Annotated in this window: 12 protein-coding genes and 1 pseudogene; 7 read left to right on the top strand and 6 right to left on the bottom strand. The window is 55.6% G+C overall.

Features of this window, described 5'->3' with window-relative positions; genetic code table 11:
* The first annotated feature begins 4 nt into the window (after window positions 1–4).
* Window positions 5–859, top strand: a complete 855-nt coding sequence (gene ampE / locus ACMGGE_RS13010) for a beta-lactamase regulator AmpE (protein ID WP_045907806.1) — start codon at window positions 5–7, stop codon at window positions 857–859.
* Window positions 860–877: 18 nt separating this feature from the next.
* On the opposite strand, the gene ACMGGE_RS13005 is transcribed toward ampE, so the two are convergent.
* The 4 genes from ACMGGE_RS13005 to ACMGGE_RS12990 all read right to left on the bottom strand — a co-directional run bounded on the left by ACMGGE_RS13005 (window position 878) and on the right by ACMGGE_RS12990 (window position 5045).
* Window positions 878–1828: a family 43 glycosylhydrolase gene (locus ACMGGE_RS13005; RefSeq protein WP_420293840.1), complete on the bottom strand. Its 951-nt coding sequence runs from the start codon at window positions 1826–1828 to the stop codon at window positions 878–880.
* 10 nt (window positions 1829–1838) lie between these two features.
* On the bottom strand, window positions 1839–3236 hold the full coding sequence (locus tag ACMGGE_RS13000) for a glycoside-pentoside-hexuronide (GPH):cation symporter (RefSeq protein WP_045907808.1): 1398 nt from the start codon (window positions 3234–3236) through the stop codon (window positions 1839–1841).
* A gap of 164 nt (window positions 3237–3400) precedes the next feature.
* Entirely contained in the window at window positions 3401–4771 is a 1371-nt protein-coding gene (gene aroP / locus ACMGGE_RS12995) for an aromatic amino acid transporter AroP (RefSeq protein ID WP_024907477.1), read from the bottom strand.
* A 46-nt stretch (window positions 4772–4817) separates the two neighbouring features.
* Window positions 4818–5045, bottom strand: coding sequence for a hypothetical protein (locus tag ACMGGE_RS12990; RefSeq protein ID WP_083261508.1), 228 nt, complete (start codon window positions 5043–5045; stop codon window positions 4818–4820).
* Window positions 5046–5308: 263 nt separating this feature from the next.
* Between ACMGGE_RS12990 and pdhR the strand changes: the two genes are divergently transcribed.
* From pdhR to traT, 5 genes and pseudogenes are all read left to right on the top strand, one after another.
* Complete coding sequence (gene pdhR, locus ACMGGE_RS12985; RefSeq protein WP_420293839.1) at window positions 5309–6073, top strand: pyruvate dehydrogenase complex transcriptional repressor PdhR; 765 nt, start codon at window positions 5309–5311, stop codon at window positions 6071–6073.
* A gap of 123 nt (window positions 6074–6196) precedes the next feature.
* Complete coding sequence (aceE, locus tag ACMGGE_RS12980; protein ID WP_028015529.1) at window positions 6197–8860, top strand: pyruvate dehydrogenase (acetyl-transferring), homodimeric type; 2664 nt, start codon at window positions 6197–6199, stop codon at window positions 8858–8860.
* Between the two features lie 14 nt (window positions 8861–8874).
* Window positions 8875–10770, top strand: a complete 1896-nt coding sequence (gene aceF / locus ACMGGE_RS12975; RefSeq protein WP_023326706.1) for a pyruvate dehydrogenase complex dihydrolipoyllysine-residue acetyltransferase — start codon at window positions 8875–8877, stop codon at window positions 10768–10770.
* A gap of 175 nt (window positions 10771–10945) precedes the next feature.
* On the top strand, window positions 10946–12370 hold the full coding sequence (gene lpdA, locus ACMGGE_RS12970; protein ID WP_003856313.1) for a dihydrolipoyl dehydrogenase: 1425 nt from the start codon (window positions 10946–10948) through the stop codon (window positions 12368–12370).
* Between the two features lie 28 nt (window positions 12371–12398).
* Window positions 12399–12979, top strand: a pseudogene (gene traT, locus ACMGGE_RS12965) (complement resistance protein TraT).
* A gap of 55 nt (window positions 12980–13034) precedes the next feature.
* Here traT and ACMGGE_RS12960 read toward each other — a convergent pair.
* Window positions 13035–13826, bottom strand: a complete 792-nt coding sequence (locus ACMGGE_RS12960) for a DUF2950 family protein (RefSeq protein WP_420293838.1) — start codon at window positions 13824–13826, stop codon at window positions 13035–13037.
* A 10-nt stretch (window positions 13827–13836) separates the two neighbouring features.
* On the bottom strand, window positions 13837–15405 hold the full coding sequence (locus ACMGGE_RS12955) for a DUF3300 domain-containing protein (RefSeq protein ID WP_420293837.1): 1569 nt from the start codon (window positions 15403–15405) through the stop codon (window positions 13837–13839).
* Window positions 15406–16298: 893 nt separating this feature from the next.
* Between ACMGGE_RS12955 and acnB the strand changes: the two genes are divergently transcribed.
* Window positions 16299–18896: a bifunctional aconitate hydratase 2/2-methylisocitrate dehydratase gene (gene acnB / locus ACMGGE_RS12950; RefSeq protein ID WP_032645211.1), complete on the top strand. Its 2598-nt coding sequence runs from the start codon at window positions 16299–16301 to the stop codon at window positions 18894–18896.
* Window positions 18897–19051: the final 155 nt, after the last annotated feature.

Below are 19051 nucleotides of genomic sequence, written 5' to 3'. Positions count from 1 at the left end.
TACCATGACGTTGTTTACCATGCTGCTGGTCATCATCGCTGAACGCCTGTTCAAGCTCGGCGAGCACTGGCATCTGGATCACCGGCTGGAGGTGCTTTTCCGCCGGATTAAGCACTTTTCTCTGCTGCGTACGCTGCTGATGATGGCTGGGGTGATGGTCATTACGTTCCTGCTGCTGCGCGCGCTGCATGGACTGTTTTTCAACGTGCCGCTGCTGGTGGTGTGGATCCTGCTCGGCGTGCTGTGCATTGGTGCGGGCAAGGTGCGTTTGCACTATCACGCCTACCTGAAAGCCGCCTCCCGTGACGATGCCCATGCGCGCGGTGCCATGGCGAGCGAGCTGACGATGATCCACGGCGTGCCGCCGGACTGCGACGAGCGCGAGTTTCTGCGCGAACTGCAGAACGCGCTGCTGTGGATTAACTTCCGTTACTACCTGGCGCCGCTGTTCTGGTTTGTGGTAGGCGGCCCGTGGGGACCGGTCTTGCTGATGGGGTATGCGTTCCTGCGCGCCTGGCAGACTTGGCTTGCCCGCTATCTGACGCCGCATGAACGTTTGCTGTCCGGCATCGATGCCATCCTGCACGTGCTCGACTGGCTCCCGGTGCGTCTGGTGGGCGTGGTGTACGCGTTAATTGGACACGGTGAGAAAGCGCTGCCCGCATGGTTTGCTTCGCTGGCTGACCGCCATACGTCGCAGTATCAGGTGTTAACGCGTCTGGCGCAGTTCTCGCTGGCGCGTGAGCCGCATACTGACAAGATTGAAACACCGAAAGCCGCTGTCTCCATGGCGAAGAAAACGTCGTTTGTGGTGGTGGTTATCGTGGCGCTGCTGACGATCTACGGCACGCTGGTGTAAGCCAGCGCGCCGCAAAGACTAAAGCGTATCCGCAGGCGGGATGCCGAAATCAGGCATCCCGTTTTCATTCCAGCGGACGTGCTTCAGGCGGGTATGACGGTTCGGATCGTATAGCGGATCGCCCTCAATTTCGGTGTAGTTTCGCGCGTGATACACCAGCACATCTTCCCCTTCCGGCGTTTGTGTAAAGCTGTTGTGGCCCGGGCCGAACTGGCGGTTTTCGTAGCTGGTGGCGAATACGGGGCGCGGGGATTTGTGCCAGTTTGCAGGGTTTTGCGGATCGGCATTCAGGTCTATCCACAGCAGCCCCATGCAGTAGTTCTCATCGGTGGCGCTGGCGGAATAGCTGATAAACAGTTTGTTGCCATGGAAAAGCACCGCCGGGCCTTCGTTAACCCAAAATCCGCGACACTCCCAGTCATACTCCGGTTTGCTGAGCATCACCGGCTCGCCTTTTAGCGTCCACGGGTTCGCCATTTCGCACAGATAAAGGTTGGAGTTCCCGGTGATATCCGGTGCCTTTTGCGCCCACAGATACCAGCGTTTCCCCTGATGCACAAAGGTGGTAGCGTCCAGAGCAAAGGTATCGAACGGGGTTTTGATTTGCCCTTTTTCCACCCACGTGCCGGTAAGTGGATCGCTGTCGGTACATTCAATGGCAAACATGCGGTGCTGGAACATCCCGAGTGCATCGAGCGCCTGCGTGTGCGTCGCGGCAAAATAGATGTACCACTTTCCGTCGATATGATGCAGTTCCGGCGCCCATATCAGCTGGCTCATGGGGCCAGCGTCGGGTTTACGCCAGACCACCACTTCTTCGGCATGACGTAAGCCTTCAAGCGACGCTGCGCGGCGGATCGCCAGCCTGTCGTACTGCGGCACGGAGGCGATAAAATAGTACTGCCCCTCATGGCGTAAAATGTACGGATCGGCGCGTTGTTCGATAAACGGGTTTGGCCACTGATGCATTTGGCTCTCCTTATTTTGTCTCTGCGGCTTTCAGTTCCTGATAGTCGTTCAGTTCACGGTAGTTGGTGCGGCGTTTCTCCAGATCGGCCTGGATCTGCTTCATGGTTTCACGATCCACCTTCAGCAGACGCACCACGCCCGCGGTAATTAAGTATCCAATGCCGGGAATGACGGTAAAGAGCAGCACGATCCCGTTAAGGGCGTCCGCGCTTTGCGCTTTCGCGCCCGCGTCGTAGCCGTACCAGGAGAGCAGGAACCCGACCATCGCCCCGGCAATCGCCAGCCCCAGCTTCAGGAAGAAGATGTTGCCCGAGAAGCTGATGCCGGTGATGCGCTTCCCGGTTTTCCACTCGCCGTAGTCGTCCACGTCGGCCATCAGCGACCAGTGCAGCGGAGACGGGATCTGGTGCAGGATGTTCAGCAGGACGTAGAGCACCACGATGGTGACGGTGGCTTTCGGGTCGAAGAAATAAAAGGCGCAGGAGAAAATCGCCAGCACGATATTGGTCCAGAAGAAGACCTTCAGCTTACACCAGCGGTCGGTCAGCACTTTTGCCAGCACGCTGCCGAGCATCATGCCAACAACGCCCAGGCTGATAAACAGCGTGGCGAAGTGGGTGCTCTGGCCCATCACCCAGGTAACGTAATACATGGTGGCCGCCATGCGGATAAAGCCGGGGCAGACGTTGCAGAGCGTCAGCAGCAAAATGCGCACCCACTGGTCGTTCTTCCACACGTCTTTCAGATCGTTTTTCAACTCATCGTTGGTCTGCACCGCCGGGCGCACGCGCTCGCGCACGGTGGCGAAGCAGAACAGGAACATGCAGGTGCCAATCAGCGCTAGTACGGTCATCGCCATCTGGTAGCCTTTGGCTTTGTTGTCCCCGCCAAACCAGTCGGCCATCGGCAGCAGCGTTAATGAGAGCAGCAGCGTGGCGATGCCGACCAGCACGAAGCGATACGACTGGCAGGCGACGCGCTCTTTCGGGTCGTTAGTGATCACCCCGCCCAGCGAGCAGTAGGGGATGTTGATGGCGGTATAGGTCAGCGACAGCAGGAAATAGGTGACAAAGGCATAGATAACTTTGCTGTTATAGCTCCACTCTGGCGTGGTGAACATCAGGATGCTGAACAGCGCGTAGGGGAAAGCGATCCACAGCAGCCATGGACGAAACCGGCCATATTTGCTGCGGGTACGGTCGGCAATCGCGCCCATGATCGGGTCCGTTACGGCGTCAATCACGCGGACAGACAGCAGCAGCACGCCGACCAGCGCAGGGGCGAGGCCAAAAATATCCGTATAAAAATAGTTAACAAACAGCATGATGGCGCCAAAGATAATGTTGCATCCGGCGTCGCCCATCCCATAGCCGATCTTTTCTTTTACTGACAGTGTGTTGTTATCCATCGACAGCTCTCCGGTTTACGGTATGGAGAGAATTATTCGCTGGCGAAGGGATATATGCGTTGCAGTATCAGGGCGGTGATATGGATAAATGCGCTGTGGGCGCGAAAGTGTGAGGAAGGTAACAACGCGCGGTACCCGTAAAAGCAGGTACCGCGGAGGGAGGCTTAGTGCGCCTTCATGGCATTACGGCTTTTCTGACTGAACAGATAGCCCACGCCCAGGATCGCAATCCAGACCGGGATCAGGTAGACGGAAATCGCCATACCCGGCGTGATCAGCATGATCACCAGAACGGCCGCCATGAACAGCAGGCAGATCCAGTTACCCAGCGGATAGAGCAGGGCAGGGAAGCGCGTGGTGACGCCCTGCTGCTGTTTCGCGCGGCGGAACTTGATGTGTGCCAGGCTGATCATCGCCCAGTTGATGACCAGAGCAGAGACCACCAGCGCCATCAGCAGGCCAAACGCCGATTCCGGTGCCATGTAGTTAATGAGCACGCACAGGGCGGTCACGATGGCGGAAACAATGATGGTATTCACCGGCACGCCGCGTTTATCAACGTTAAGCAGCATCTTCGGTGCGTTGCCCTGTTGGGCGAGGCCGAACAGCATACGGCTGTTGCAGTATACGCAGCTGTTGTATACGGAGAGCGCTGCGGTCAGCACCACGATGTTCAGGGCGTTGGCGACAAAGGTGTCGCCCAGCTCGTGGAAGATCAGCACAAACGGGCTGGTGTCGGCGGTGACGCGCGTCCACGGCAGCAGGGAGAGTAGCACGGCCAGTGAGCCCACATAGAAGATCAGAATACGGTAGATAACCTGATTTGTGGCTTTCGGGATGCTCTGCTCAGGGTTGTCGGCTTCAGCGGCAGTGATCCCTACCAGCTCCAGACCGCCGAAGGAGAACATAATGATGGCCATCATCATCACCAGACCGGTCATGCCGTGAGGCAGGAAGCCACCCTGTTCCCAGAGGTTGCGCACGGTGGCCTGCGGGCCGCCGTTGCCGCTGAACAGCAGCCAACCGCCGAAGATAATCATCGCCACCACGGCAATGACCTTGATGATGGCAAACCAGAACTCCATCTCCCCGAACACTTTAACGTTAGTCAGGTTAATGGCGTTGATAATGACGAAGAAGGCTGCAGCAGAAGCCCAGGTTGGGATTTCGGGATACCAGAACTGAATGTATTTCCCGACGGCGGTCAGTTCGGCCATGGCAACCAGAACGTACAGCACCCAGTAGTTCCAACCCGAGGCGAAACCGGCAAAGCTGCCCCAGTATTTATAGGCAAAGTGGCTGAAGGAGCCCGCGACCGGCTCTTCTACTACCATTTCGCCCAGCTGGCGCATGATCAGAAAAGCAATGAAACCCGCAATCGCGTAACCCAAAATAATGCCCGGACCGGCAGACTGGATAACGGATGCGCTGCCCAGAAACAGGCCGGTACCAATCGCACCGCCCAGTGCGATGAGCTGAATATGGCGGTTTTTAAGCCCGCGCTTTAGCTGATCGCCGTGCTGTTGAGCTTCCATTTGAAACCTCGTGTGTGGTTGTTATGTTCACGCTGAGCGTGTGTAATTATGAAAATCCATATTCTGTATTTATTTCTTTACGGTAAACGAGACCGAAAAAAGCGGAGATGACTTCCGTAAGCGCCAGAATAGTGGTAAGTGCCTGCGAATGCACCTGCTTTATGAAGGGGTGATGACGACTTGAATAAAAAGAAAGCATTTGTAAATCGGCCCGCTCGTTGTTCCTCTCCCAACCTATAGAATAGAAATGCGCCTTAAGTGGGCGAATTTTCATTATTTGCCTTGTTGAATCGCTTCAGATTGCAAAAACCCTCGTTTCATTATGGTTAAAACTCCCTCTTTGGGGGTAATCAACTCATTTGTGCAAAGTTACATTTCTGAAACGTTATTTCTGTAAGGTTGTTAAAATGTGCAGGGTTTACTGATTTCAATCAAAACCAATATGGACAGAAGGTGAATACTTTGTTACTTTAGCGATACGAAATAGAAATTGGTAAGACCAATTGACTCCGGGCAAAAAGGCGTAAGACAGGGAATATGGCCTACAGCAAAATTCGCCAACCAAAACTATCTGATGTGATTGAGCAGCAGCTGGAGTTTTTAATCCTCGAAGGGACTCTGCGCCCGGGTGAGAAACTTCCGCCAGAACGCGAGCTGGCAAAACAGTTCGACGTTTCACGTCCTTCTCTGCGTGAGGCGATTCAACGTCTCGAAGCAAAGGGCTTGCTGCTTCGTCGCCAGGGCGGCGGAACCTTTGTGCAAAACAGCCTGTGGCAGAGCTTCAGCGATCCGCTGGTAGAACTTCTCTCTGACCACCCAGAATCCCAGTTTGACCTGCTTGAGACCCGTCACGCGCTGGAAGGTATTGCGGCCTATTACGCCGCCCTTCGCAGCACTGATGAAGATCGCGTGCGTATCCGCGAACTGCATCAGGCCATTGAACGGGCACAGAAGTCCGGCGATTTAGACGCCGAGTCCAGCGCCGTCGTCCAGTATCAAATCGCCGTCACCGAAGCGGCACACAATGTGGTGCTCCTCCATCTGCTACGCTGCATGGAGCCGATGCTGGCCCAGAACGTTCGTCAAAATTTTGAATTGTTGTATGCCCGTCGGGACATGCTCCCACTGGTAAGCAACCATCGCACCCGAGTATTCGAGGCGATAATGGCCGGGGAACCGGAGCAGGCGCGCGAAGCGTCGCACCGCCATCTGGCTTTCATTGAGGAAATCTTGCTGGACCGCAGCCGTGAACAATCGCGTCGCGAACGTTCATTACGCCGCATACAGCAACGAAAGGATTAAGCGCCAGGTACTTTTAGAGCGCGGCAACTAAACGCAGAACCTGTCTTATTGTGTTCTTGCCCAAGAGCACAATGGGACAGGTTCCAGACAAATCAACGTATTAGATAGATAAGGAATACCCCCATGTCAGAACGTCTCCAAAATGACGTGGATCCGATCGAAACTCGCGACTGGCTACAGGCGATCGAATCGGTCATCCGTGAAGAAGGTGTTGAGCGCGCTCAGTATCTGATTGATCAGCTGCTTTCTGAAGCCCGCAAAGGCGGTGTGAAGGTTGCTTCAGGTGCAGGGGCTAGCAACTACGTAAACACGATTGCCGTCGAAGACGAACCGGAATACCCGGGCAATCTGGATCTGGAACGTCGTATCCGTTCTGCAATTCGCTGGAACGCCATCATGACCGTTCTGCGCGCATCCAAGAAAGACCTGGAGCTGGGTGGCCACATGGCGTCCTTCCAGTCTTCTGCGACCGTTTACGAAGTGTGCTTCAACCACTTCTTCCGTGCAGCGAACGAGAAAGACGGCGGCGATCTGGTGTACTTCCAGGGCCACATCTCTCCGGGCATCTATGCACGTGCATTCCTGGAAGGTCGTCTGACTGAAGAGCAGATGAACAACTTCCGTCAGGAAGTTCACGGTAAAGGTCTGTCTTCTTACCCGCACCCTAAACTGATGCCTGAATTCTGGCAGTTCCCGACCGTATCAATGGGGCTGGGCCCAATCGGTGCGATCTACCAGGCGAAATTCCTGAAGTATCTGGAACACCGTGGTCTGAAAGACACCTCTGAGCAGACCGTATACGCCTTCCTGGGCGACGGCGAAATGGATGAGCCAGAATCCAAAGGCGCGATCACCATCGCGACCCGTGAGAAGCTGGACAACCTGTGCTTCATCATCAACTGTAACCTGCAGCGTCTGGATGGTCCGGTAACCGGTAACGGCAAGATCATCAACGAACTGGAAGGCATCTTCGCAGGTGCTGGCTGGAACGTGATCAAAGTCATGTGGGGTTCCCGTTGGGACGAACTGCTGCGTAAAGACACCAGCGGTAAACTGATCCAGCTGATGAACGAAACCGTTGACGGTGACTACCAGACCTTCAAATCCAAAGACGGTGCCTACGTGCGTGAGCACTTCTTCGGCAAATATCCAGAAACCGCAGCCCTGGTTGCAGACTGGACTGATGAGCAGATCTGGGCCCTGAACCGCGGTGGTCACGATCCGAAGAAAATCTACGCTGCACTGAAAAAAGCGCGTGAAACCAAAGGTAAAGCGACTGTAATCCTGGCCCACACCATCAAAGGTTACGGCATGGGTGATACCGCAGAAGGTAAAAACATCGCTCACCAGGTTAAGAAAATGAACATGGACGGCGTGCGTTATATCCGCGACCGTTTCAACGTTCCAGTCACCGATGAGCAGGTAGAAAACCTGTCTTACATCACCTTCCCGGAAGGCTCTGAAGAGCACAAGTACCTGCACGAACGTCGTCAGGCGCTGAAAGGCTACCTGCCAGCTCGCCAGCCTAACTTCACCGAGAAGCTGGAACTGCCAGCGCTGGAAGACTTCTCTCAGCTGCTGGAAGAGCAGAACAAAGAGATCTCTACCACTATCGCTTTCGTTCGTGCCCTGAACGTGATGCTGAAGAACAAGTCGATCAAAGATCGCCTGGTGCCAATCATTGCCGACGAAGCGCGTACTTTCGGTATGGAAGGTCTGTTCCGTCAGATCGGTATCTACAGCCCGAACGGCCAGCAGTACACCCCGCAGGACCGTGAGCAGGTTGCTTACTACAAAGAAGACGAGAAAGGTCAGATCCTGCAGGAAGGTATCAACGAGCTGGGCGCAGGCGCATCCTGGCTGGCTGCTGCGACCTCTTACAGCACCAACAACCTGCCGATGATCCCGTTCTACATTTACTACTCCATGTTCGGGTTCCAGCGTATCGGTGACCTGTGCTGGCAGGCAGGCGACCAGCAGGCTCGCGGCTTCCTGATCGGTGGTACTTCCGGTCGTACGACCCTGAACGGTGAAGGTCTGCAGCACGAAGATGGTCACAGCCACATTCAGTCTCTGACTATCCCTAACTGTATCTCTTACGACCCGTCTTACGCGTACGAAGTGGCAGTCATCATGCATGACGGTCTGCAGCGCATGTACGGTGAAGCGCAGGAGAACATTTACTACTACATCACCACCCTGAACGAAAACTACCACATGCCGGCAATGCCAGCAGGTGCCGAGGAAGGTATCCGTAAAGGTATCTATAAACTCGAAACCATCGAAGGTAGCAAAGGCAAAGTTCAGCTGCTGGGCTCCGGTTCTATCCTGCGTCACGTTCGTGAAGCAGCACAGATCCTGGCGAAAGACTACGGTGTCGGTTCCGATGTGTACTCTGTGACTTCCTTCACTGAACTGGCGCGTGATGGCCAGGATTGTGAGCGCTGGAACATGCTGCACCCAATGGAAACCCCACGCGTTCCGTACATCGCTCAGGTGATGAACGACGCGCCAGCGGTGGCGTCTACTGACTATATGAAACTGTTCGCTGAGCAGGTTCGTACTTACGTTCCAGCTGATGATTATCGCGTTCTGGGTACTGACGGCTTCGGTCGTTCTGACAGCCGCGAAAACCTGCGTCACCACTTCGAAGTTGATGCTTCTTACGTGGTTGTAGCAGCACTGGGCGAACTGGCTAAACGTGGCGAAATCGATAAGAAAGTGGTTGCGGACGCAATCACCAAATTCAACATCGATGCAGAAAAAGTTAACCCGCGTCTGGCGTAAGAGGTAAAAGAATAATGGCTATCGAAATCAATGTACCGGACATCGGGGCTGATGAAGTTGAAATCACCGAGATCCTGGTCAAAGTAGGCGACAAAGTTGAAGCTGAACAGTCGCTGATCACCGTAGAAGGCGACAAAGCCTCTATGGAAGTCCCGTCTCCTCAGGCTGGCATCGTTAAAGAGATCAAAGTCTCTGTTGGCGATAAAACCGAGACTGGCAAACTGATCATGATTTTCGATTCCGCCGACGGTGCAGCCGCTGCTGCACCTGCGCAGGAAGAGAAGAAAGCCGCTCCGGCCGCCGCTGCTCCAGCAGCTGCCGCGAGTGCGAAAGAAGTGAACGTGCCTGACATCGGCGGTGACGAAGTTGAAGTGACTGAGATTCTGGTGAAAGTGGGCGATACCGTTGCGGCCGAGCAGTCACTGATCACCGTAGAAGGCGACAAAGCCTCTATGGAAGTGCCAGCACCGTTTGCGGGTACCGTTAAAGAGATCAAGATCAACACCGGTGACAAAGTGTCTACTGGCTCCCTGATCATGATCTTCGAAGTGGCAGGTGCTGCACCTGCTGCCGCGCCTGCACAGGCCGCTGCTCCGGCACCAGCCGCAGCACCAGCCGCTGCTGGCGGCGCGAAAGACGTTAACGTACCGGACATCGGCGGTGACGAAGTTGAAGTCACCGAAGTGATGGTAAAAGTGGGCGACAAAGTTGCCGCTGAACAGTCACTGATCACCGTTGAAGGCGACAAGGCTTCTATGGAAGTCCCTGCGCCATTCGCGGGTACCGTTAAAGAGATCAAAATCAGCACCGGCGACAAAGTGTCTACCGGCTCTCTGATCATGGTCTTCGAAGTGGAAGGCGCTGCGCCTGCCGCAGCTCCGGCTGCTGCGGCTGCTCCAGCACCGGCTGCTGCACCGGCTCAGGCTGCTAAACCAGCCGCTGCCCCTGCTGCAAAAGCAGAAAAATCAGAGTTCGCTGAAAACGACGCTTACGTCCACGCGACGCCGCTGATTCGTCGCCTGGCGCGCGAATTCGGTGTGAACCTGGCGAAAGTGAAAGGGACCGGCCGTAAGGGTCGTATCCTGCGCGAAGACGTTCAGACCTACGTGAAAGACGCGGTGAAACGCGCCGAAGCTGCACCAGCTGCAGCCGCTGGCGGCGGTATCCCGGGCATGCTGCCATGGCCGAAAGTGGACTTCAGCAAGTTCGGCGAAATCGAAGAAGTGGAACTGGGCCGTATCCAGAAAATCTCTGGTGCGAACCTGAGCCGTAACTGGGTGATGATCCCGCACGTTACGCACTTCGATAAGACCGATATCACCGATCTGGAAGCGTTCCGTAAACAGCAGAACGCCGAAGCTGAGAAGCGTAAACTGGACGTGAAATTCACCCCAGTGGTCTTCATCATGAAGGCGGTTGCTGCGGCTCTGGAACAGATGCCACGCTTCAACAGCTCCCTGTCCGAAGACGGCCAGAAGCTGACGCTGAAGAAATACATCAACATCGGTGTTGCGGTTGATACGCCAAATGGTCTGGTTGTTCCGGTCTTCAAAGACGTGAACAAGAAGAGCATCACTGAGCTGTCCCGTGAACTGACCACCATCTCCAAGAAAGCGCGTGATGGTAAGCTGACTGCCGGCGAAATGCAGGGCGGCTGCTTCACCATCTCCAGCATCGGCGGCCTGGGTACCACCCACTTCGCGCCGATTGTGAACGCGCCGGAAGTGGCTATCCTCGGTGTGTCCAAGTCCGCGATGGAGCCGGTGTGGAATGGCAAAGAGTTCGTGCCGCGTCTGATGATGCCAATCTCTCTGTCCTTCGACCACCGCGTGATCGACGGTGCTGATGGTGCGCGTTTCATCACCATCATCAACAACATGCTGAGCGACATTCGCCGCCTGGTGATGTAATCGAAAAGCCGGCCAGTCGGCCGGCTTTTTTCTGATAATCTCATGGTGTTTGTGAGGTTATTGGCGAAAGCGACAATTCGTGAGCCGTTTGTTGTTTCAAAATTGTTAACAATTTTGTAAACTGCGGGCGGATAGAACGACCCGGTGGACGACGGGTATAAACTAAGAGGTCATGATGAGCACAGAAATCAAAACTCAGGTCGTAGTACTTGGGGCAGGCCCGGCAGGTTACTCCGCAGCATTTCGCGCAGCGGATTTAGGTCTGGAAACCGTCATCGTAGAACGTTACAGCACCCTCGGCGGTGTTTGTCTGAACGTCGGCTGTATCCCTTCTAAAGCGCTGCTGCACGTAGCGAAAGTTATCGAAGAAGCCAAAGCGCTGGCTGAACACGGTATCGTCTTCGGCGAGCCGAAAACCGACATCGACAAAATTCGTACCTGGAAAGAGAAAGTTATCACTCAACTGACCGGCGGTCTGGCGGGTATGGCCAAAGGCCGTAAAGTGAAAGTGGTAAACGGTCTGGGTAAATTCACCGGTGCGAACACCCTGGAAGTGGAAGGCGAAAACGGCAAAACCGTGATCAACTTCGACAACGCGATCATCGCGGCAGGCTCTCGCCCAATCGAACTGCCATTCATTCCACATGAAGATCCACGCGTGTGGGATTCCACCGATGCGCTGGAGCTGAAAACCGTTCCTAAGCGTCTGCTGGTTATGGGCGGCGGTATCATCGGTCTGGAAATGGGTACCGTGTACCATGCGCTGGGTTCAGAGATCGACGTGGTTGAAATGTTCGACCAGGTTATCCCGGCTGCTGACAAAGACATCGTTAAAGTCTTCACCAAGCGCATCAGCAAGAAATTCAACCTGATGCTGGAAACCAAAGTGACTGCCGTTGAAGCGAAAGAAGACGGTATTTACGTTTCCATGGAAGGCAAAAAAGCCCCATCCGAACCACAGCGTTACGACGCCGTGCTGGTGGCTATCGGTCGTGTACCGAACGGTAAAAACCTCGACGCGGGCAAAGCTGGCGTGGAAGTGGACGACCGTGGCTTCATCCGCGTTGACAAACAGCTGCGCACCAACGTGCCGCACATCTTTGCTATCGGCGATATCGTCGGTCAGCCAATGCTGGCGCACAAAGGTGTTCACGAAGGCCACGTTGCCGCTGAAGTTATCGCCGGCATGAAGCACTACTTCGATCCGAAAGTGATCCCATCTATCGCGTACACCGAGCCAGAAGTGGCATGGGTTGGTCTGACTGAGAAAGAAGCGAAAGAGAAAGGCATCAGCTACGAAACCGCCACCTTCCCGTGGGCTGCTTCTGGCCGTGCTATCGCTTCCGACTGCGCAGACGGTATGACCAAACTGATCTTCGACAAAGAGACTCACCGCGTAATCGGTGGTGCGATTGTCGGTACCAACGGCGGCGAGCTGCTGGGTGAAATCGGTCTGGCTATCGAAATGGGTTGTGACGCTGAAGACATCGCGCTGACCATCCACGCACACCCGACTCTGCACGAGTCCGTGGGCCTGGCGGCAGAAGTGTTTGAAGGCAGCATCACCGACCTGCCAAACGCGAAAGCGAAGAAGAAATAAGTTTCTTCCCTGATTGCTAACGCCTCCTCTGGAGGCGTTTTTTTTGCCTGAAAACTACCCATTAAGTGATGGCGCTGACCGGGTGCGGTGCGGTGCGATGACGACGGCGGTGAAAAAACGCAACCTGGAAGTAAAAACGCAGATGAGTGAAACCATCTGGCTTGAGCCATCCAGTGAAAAAACGGTCTACATTCAGGTTAAAAACACTTCTGATAAAGACATGAGCAACCTGCAGACGCTGCTGGCAAACAATCTGAGTGCCAAGGGATACAAGGTCACCAGCTCTCCTGACAGCGCATACTATTGGGTGCAGGCTAACGTTCTGAAAGCAGACAAAATGGACCTGCGTGAATCTCAGGGCTACCTGAAAACCGGCTATGAAGGCGCCGCTGTGGGTGCCGCGCTGGGTGCCGGTATCACGGCCTACAACAGCAACTCCTCCGGCGCAGCGCTGGGCGTGGGGCTGGCTGCGGGGCTGATCGGCAGGGCGACCGTGCGAAGTATCAAACCCGCGTGGTGTCGAACGCTAACAAAGTAAACCTGAAGTTTGAAGAAGCCAAACCGGTTCTGGAAGCTCAGTTGGCGAAATCAGTCGCCAATATTCTGTAAGTTAAAAAGCCGGGGGGCGGCTTCGCCTTACCCGGCCTACAGGCAGAGCGGGTATTCAGGGTTCGACGGGCTGCCAGGTCTTATCAGGCGCGTATGAGGCCAGCGCACGGGCCTTTTGCTCCGACTCGCTGCCGAGATCGGACTGGTACACCTTGTCTTCCTGATTTATTACAAAGCTCATCACGCCCGTCTCGCCGTAGCTAACCGGCCAGGCCACCATCGCGAAACCGTTTTTATCCGGCAGGATCCGGAAGCGATAGCCGTGATAGCCGGTCCCCGGCTCTTTTGGGCTAAATGCCGGTCCGAGCGGACTGGGCGCTTCGCCGGGAGAGGCGGGCCAGTACAAACCGTCTTTTTTGCCCTTCGAGCTGACAATCTTCTGCGCGTATTTCTGGTTCATCGCAAAGTAGCTTTGCTGCGCATCAACATAGGCATGTAAGGCTTCAATGGCGGCAAGTTCATTACGCCCGATTTCGCGGGTCAGGATCTCTTCCGCCCCTTCTTTGATATCGAATTGCCAACCGGTGGCGGTTTTGATCACCGGGATGGGAAGCTGCCAGCTGTTATCGCCGACAACAAGATGCGCCGTATCCCCTTCGACAACGGTGTTATGACGGACTTTCCAGTCGCGCAGGAAACGATCGACGGCATCCGGATCAACGCCTTCAGGGGGCAGAAAATCGCGCCAGTTCTCTCCAAGCAGATTGCTCATCGCGCGCTCATTATGCTCACCAATGGCGTTGGCCAGCGCATCGGTCGCCTGATCGGGCGTGCTGAAAGACTGCTGCGCCATCGCCGAGGCCGAAAGCATGAACAACACCATTCCACTGAGTAGTTTACTTTTCATGTCGGTTCCCTTAGCGATGTCGAATTTCACGGCGTTCAGCGCGTCCACCAGACGCCTGACGCGGCTGGTGCTGGCGAGCCGCAAGCTGTCTGCTTTGCGCACCACGCTGCTGCTGCGCCTGCCAGTTGGCGGAGCGGCTGTCGTTGCCGCTCAGCGCATTGGCCCGGGGCTGGCTGTTCCGCTGCTGCAGAGTGCGTTGCTGCGCGGGCTGCGTAACACGTTTCTCTTGTCTCTGCGCGGTGGTCTGGCGATTCTCTCGCTGCTGTGTGGTGGTTCGCTTCGCCGTCTGCGGTTTGGTGTCGTAGCCACGGTAGTTATTGCGCTGGGAAATCTGCTTCAGCTGTTCACTTGAGGCCTGACGCTGTACGTCTTTCGTGCCGGGACGTGCCGTTTGCGGGAGGGTTTTACCCGTGGATTTCTCCATCTGGCTCAGGGCCGCCTGACGCTGGCTGTCCCGGTTAACCGGTTTTTGCTGCGTTGAGCTTAGCCCGGTAGTCGTGCTGGTGGAGTGGAAACGGGTGTTGAGCTGGTTAGTCGGATAGGGCACACCTTCCCGATAGGCCGGGTTATGCTGCCAGGTACGGTTGGCGTCCGTCAGACGCTGTCCGCTGATTTTATTGAAGTTCTCAACGTTAATATTGATGTTGTTATCACCGTTGCGGTTATAGCCGCCGTGATTATCCCAGTCACCGTCATGATGGTGATCCCAGTCATCGTCGTCATCCCAGTCGATGTTGCTGAAAATGGCATAGGTTGTGGCGACACCCAGGCTGAAGCCTAAGCCGTTGACGAAGCTGTTGCCAAACTGCTCCCCGGGTGTAGGCGGGAGATAGGTGGGCGGATAGGCAGTGTTGGGCCAGGTCCCGTAAACCGTATTGGGGTTATAGGTGGGGACGTACACAACCTGCGGATCGGCAGATTCAATTTTGATCACCGTTGGCGCGGGCGCAGACGTGGTTGTGGTTGTCGTCGTTGCCTCGGTGGTGCTGGTTTTAGCCGGAGCCGGTTTAGTCACGGTGGTGACCGTCTGCTGAGGCGTGGATTGTAACGCGCCTGTCTTCTGTGCCAGCGCGCGCAGGCGCTGAACGGAATCCATCACGTCTTTCGGCTGCGCGAGAAATGCATCGCCCAAATTTTGTACCCACGGCGGGTTTTCACCCATCAGCGACATCAGTTGAGGAAACGCGACCAGCGATTTGACGCTCGGATCCCATGGCTGGCTGGCAACAGCCTGAATGGCGGCGTCCCCTTCCATTTTAGGGTTGTCTTTTGACCACTGCGCCGCCTGAATCACGTTGGCCGGGTAAGTCGAGGCCATCAAGATCTGTGACAGCAGGGCGTCCGGGTAGAGCGCGATAGGGGCAACCCACTGATCGATTTGCGCGGCAGTATAGGTTGGCGCGACGACAGGGGCGGGCGTTGCTGCTGCCGGTGCAGCGGGGGCCGCCGGTTGTTGAGCGACGGGGGCGGGCGCAACGGGTTCCGTTGCGCGGCTTTTGACAAACATGATGCCTGAGGCGGCAAGCAGCCCGGCACTGCACAGAAGGACGAGCAGATGTGGCTTAAAGGGCAACTTCATAAAATGACTCCAACGAGACAAGCGCTGTGCCGTGAGGCGTTACGGTTGGCGTGAGTATTATTCACCCGTCTTTTACTGTTTTGACTTTTATTGGGAAGCGTCCGGTACGTCCGAATAAAGAGTGTGAGTATTTATTACACAATTATATGCGATGCGGGAAAAACCGAAGGAAATTCAGAAGGCCGCTCTTACGAGCGGCCAGCAGCTAGTTGCCGAGGTTGACGACAAACAGCACCGTGATGTCGGATATGTTCCAGCCACCGTGCAGCGCGGTTAGCAGTAAACCAGTCACAACGATCAGCGCAGTGATTCGCATCTCCATTGCGTGCGTTCCTGTACAGGCTACGCGGGTTCATTCTCCACCGGGAAAGGCAGAACCAGGCAAATGAGTACATTGCCGCGTAGGTTACGGAACTGCTCCCGGGCCCGGTGACTGGTTGCTACACCAGCGAAGCAGGCCGAACGCAACAGTATTACAGCCTAAATGGACTGAAAAGAGGTGAAATGCAGTTTCATTCTTTTTCATTCGAAACTGGATGGCGGCTCGTAAACACAAAATATGGACTTGCGTATCTACATACTCAGGAGCATTATTCATGACGAGTGCATTGCCGCAAATCTGCCAACCCGGTGTGCTACCACCGCAAGGCAACAAATAAACCGCTATCAGGCGGTTTTTTTGTCCCCAAAATTCACCTCCTCACCCCGCTACACCATGCTTAACGATTCAGCAAATTTTTTAATGTTGCTTTTTTGTAAACGGATTAACACTGTGCAGAAATCCTGCTATGCTGCCCGACGCGGTATCGGGCATTTACCCTACAAACTGCTGTCTCACAGGAGCGTGAAGAGAACGCCCGCCGCATATGACAATGAGAGCGAGGAGAACCGTCGTGCTAGAAGAATACCGTAAGCACGTAGCAGAACGTGCCGCCGAGGGAATTGTACCCAAACCTTTAGATGCAACCCAAATGGCCGCGCTCGTCGAGCTGCTGAAGAACCCGCCTAAGGGCGAAGAAGAATTCCTGTTAGATCTGTTGATCAACCGCGTACCGCCTGGCGTAGATGAAGCTGCCTACGTAAAAGCCGGATTCCTTGCTGCTATCGCCAAAGGCGAAGCCACCTCCCCACTGGTTACTCCTGAAAAAGCCATTGAACTGCTCGGCACCATGCAGGGTGGTTACAACATTCATCCGCTGATTGACGCGCTGGATAACGACAAGCTGGCACCGATTGCCGCTAAAGCGCTCTCGTCTACGCTGCTGATGTTCGATAACTTCTACGATGTGGAAGAAAAAGCCAAAGCAGGCAACGTCTATGCGAAGCAGGTGATGCAGTCCTGGGCTGATGCCGAATGGTTCCTGAATCGTCCAGCACTTGCTGAAAAAATCACCGTCACCGTCTTCAAAGTGACCGGTGAAACCAACACCGATGACCTCTCTCCGGCACCGGACGCGTGGTCTCGCCCGGATATCCCTCTGCACGCCCTGGCGATGCTGAAAAACGCCCGTGAAGGCATTGAGCCGGATCAGCCAGGCAGCGTTGGCCCGATCAAACAGATCGAAGCCCTGCAGAAAAAAGGGTTCCCGCTGGCCTACGTGGGTGACGTTGTGGGTACCGGTTCTTCCCGTAAGTCCGCGACCAACTCCGTGCTGTGGTTCATGGGTGACGACATCCCGCATGTGCCAAACAAACGCGGTGGCGGCCTGTGCCTCGGTGGTAAAATTGCACCGATCTTCTTCAACACCATGGAAGATGCGGGCGCACTGCCGATCGAAGTGGACGTCTCCAACCTGAACATGGGCGACGTGATTGACGTTTACCCGTACAAAGGTGAAGTGCGTAACCACGAAACCAACGAACTGCTGGCGAGCTTTGAGCTGAAAACCGACGTGCTGATCGACGAAGTGCGTGCCGGTGGCCGTATTCCGCTGATCATCGGTCGTGGCCTGACCACCAAAGCGCGTGAAGCGCTGGGTCTGCCGCACAGTGATGTATTCCGTCACGCGAAAGACGTTGCGGAGAGCAATCGCGGTTACTCTCTGGCACAGAAAATGGTCGGTCGCGCCTGCGGCGTCGCCGGTGTTCGTCCTGGCGCATACTGCGAGCCGAAGATGACCTCCGTAGGTTCTCAGGACACCACTGGCCCAATGACCCGTGACGAACTGAAAGACCTGGCGTGCCTGGGCTTCTCTTCCGATCTGGTGATGCAGTCCTTCTGCCACACTGCGGCATATCCGAAGCCGGTTGACGTAACCACGCACCACACGCTGCCAGACTTCATCATGAACCGCGGCGGTGTTTCCCTGCGTCCGGGCGACGGCGTAATTCACTCCTGGCTGAACCGCATGCTGCTGCCGGATACCGTGGGTACCGGCGGTGACTCCCATACCCGTTTCCCAATCGGTATCTCCTTCCCGGCGGGTTCCGGTCTGGTGGCGTTTGCTGCGGCGACGGGCGTGATGCCGCTGGATATGCCGGAATCGGTGCTGGTGCGCTTCAAAGGTAAAATGCAGCCGGGTATCACCCTGCGCGACCTGGTTCACGCGATCCCGCTGTATGCGATTAAACAGGGTCTGCTGACCGTTGAGAAGAAAGGGAAGAAAAACATCTTCTCTGGCCGTATCCTGGAAATCGAAGGTCTGCCGGATCTGAAGGTTGAGCAGGCGTTCGAGCTGACCGATGCCTCCGCTGAGCGTTCAGCTGCGGGCTGTACCATCAAGCTGAACAAAGAGCCGATTATCGAGTATCTGAACTCTAACATCGTGCTGCTGAAGTGGATGATTGCAGAAGGCTACGGCGACCGTCGTACGCTGGAGCGTCGTATCCAGGGCATGGAGAAATGGCTGGCCGATCCGCAACTGCTGGAAGCCGATGCTGACGCAGAGTACGCGGCGGTGATCGACATCGATCTGGCGGATATCAAAGAGCCAATCCTGTGTGCACCGAACGATCCGGACGACGCGCGTCCGCTGTCCGAAGTTCAGGGCGAGAAGATCGACGAAGTGTTCATCGGATCTTGCATGACCAACATCGGCCACTTCCGTGCGGCTGGCAAGCTGCTGGATACCCACAAAGGCCAGCTGCCAACCCGTCTGTGGGTGGCGCCGCCAACCCGTATGGACGCGGCTCAGCTGACCGAAGAGGGCTACTACAGCGTGTTTGGTAAGAGCGGGGCGCGTATTGAAATTCCTGGCTGTTCCCTGTGTATGGGCAACCAGGCGCGCGTCGCCGACGGCGCGACGGTGGTTTCCACCTCGACCCGTAACTTCCCGAACCGCTTAGGTACCGGTGCGAACGTCTTCCTGGCCTCTGCGGAGCTGGCGGCGGTTGCGGCGCTGATTGGCAAACTGCCAACGCCGGAAGAGTACCAGACCTTTGTGGCTCAGGTGGATAAGACCGCGGTGGATACCTATCGCTACCTGAACTTCGACCAGCTCTCTCAGTATACCGAGAAGGCTGACGGGGTTATCTTCCAGACGGCGGTATAAACAGCAAAACCGTCTCTACGAGACGGTTTTTAGTGTTTGCACCCTCTCCCGTGGGAGAGGGACGGGGTGAGGGCATCAGGCCGCAGGGTCTTGCTCTCACCTTTTTATTTTCATTCCTCCCACCTCTCACGCTTTTTTTCTTCCTCTCTGCTGCG

The organism is Enterobacter sp. BNK-22, assembly GCF_048684805.1.
Lineage (GTDB): Bacteria > Pseudomonadota > Gammaproteobacteria > Enterobacterales > Enterobacteriaceae > Enterobacter > Enterobacter quasiroggenkampii.
The sequence above is the reverse complement of the archived record's forward strand: the minus strand, read 5'-3'. Positions and strand labels throughout refer to the sequence as shown.

Coding starts and splice junctions, on each gene's coding strand:
- aceE (WP_028015529.1), top strand. CDS start 6,197: ATGTCAGAACGTCTCCAAAATGACGTGGATCCGATCGAAACTCGCGAC.
- ACMGGE_RS12990 (WP_083261508.1), bottom strand. CDS start 5,045: ATGAAAATTCGCCCACTTAAGGCGCATTTCTATTCTATAGGTTGGGAG.
- ACMGGE_RS12960 (WP_420293838.1), bottom strand. CDS start 13,826: ATGAAAAGTAAACTACTCAGTGGAATGGTGTTGTTCATGCTTTCGGCC.
- ACMGGE_RS12955 (WP_420293837.1), bottom strand. CDS start 15,405: ATGAAGTTGCCCTTTAAGCCACATCTGCTCGTCCTTCTGTGCAGTGCC.
- aceF (WP_023326706.1), top strand. CDS start 8,875: ATGGCTATCGAAATCAATGTACCGGACATCGGGGCTGATGAAGTTGAA.
- lpdA (WP_003856313.1), top strand. CDS start 10,946: ATGAGCACAGAAATCAAAACTCAGGTCGTAGTACTTGGGGCAGGCCCG.
- aroP (WP_024907477.1), bottom strand. CDS start 4,771: ATGGAAGCTCAACAGCACGGCGATCAGCTAAAGCGCGGGCTTAAAAAC.
- pdhR (WP_420293839.1), top strand. CDS start 5,309: ATGGCCTACAGCAAAATTCGCCAACCAAAACTATCTGATGTGATTGAG.
- ACMGGE_RS13005 (WP_420293840.1), bottom strand. CDS start 1,828: ATGCATCAGTGGCCAAACCCGTTTATCGAACAACGCGCCGATCCGTAC.
- ampE (WP_045907806.1), top strand. CDS start 5: ATGACGTTGTTTACCATGCTGCTGGTCATCATCGCTGAACGCCTGTTC.
- ACMGGE_RS13000 (WP_045907808.1), bottom strand. CDS start 3,236: ATGGATAACAACACACTGTCAGTAAAAGAAAAGATCGGCTATGGGATG.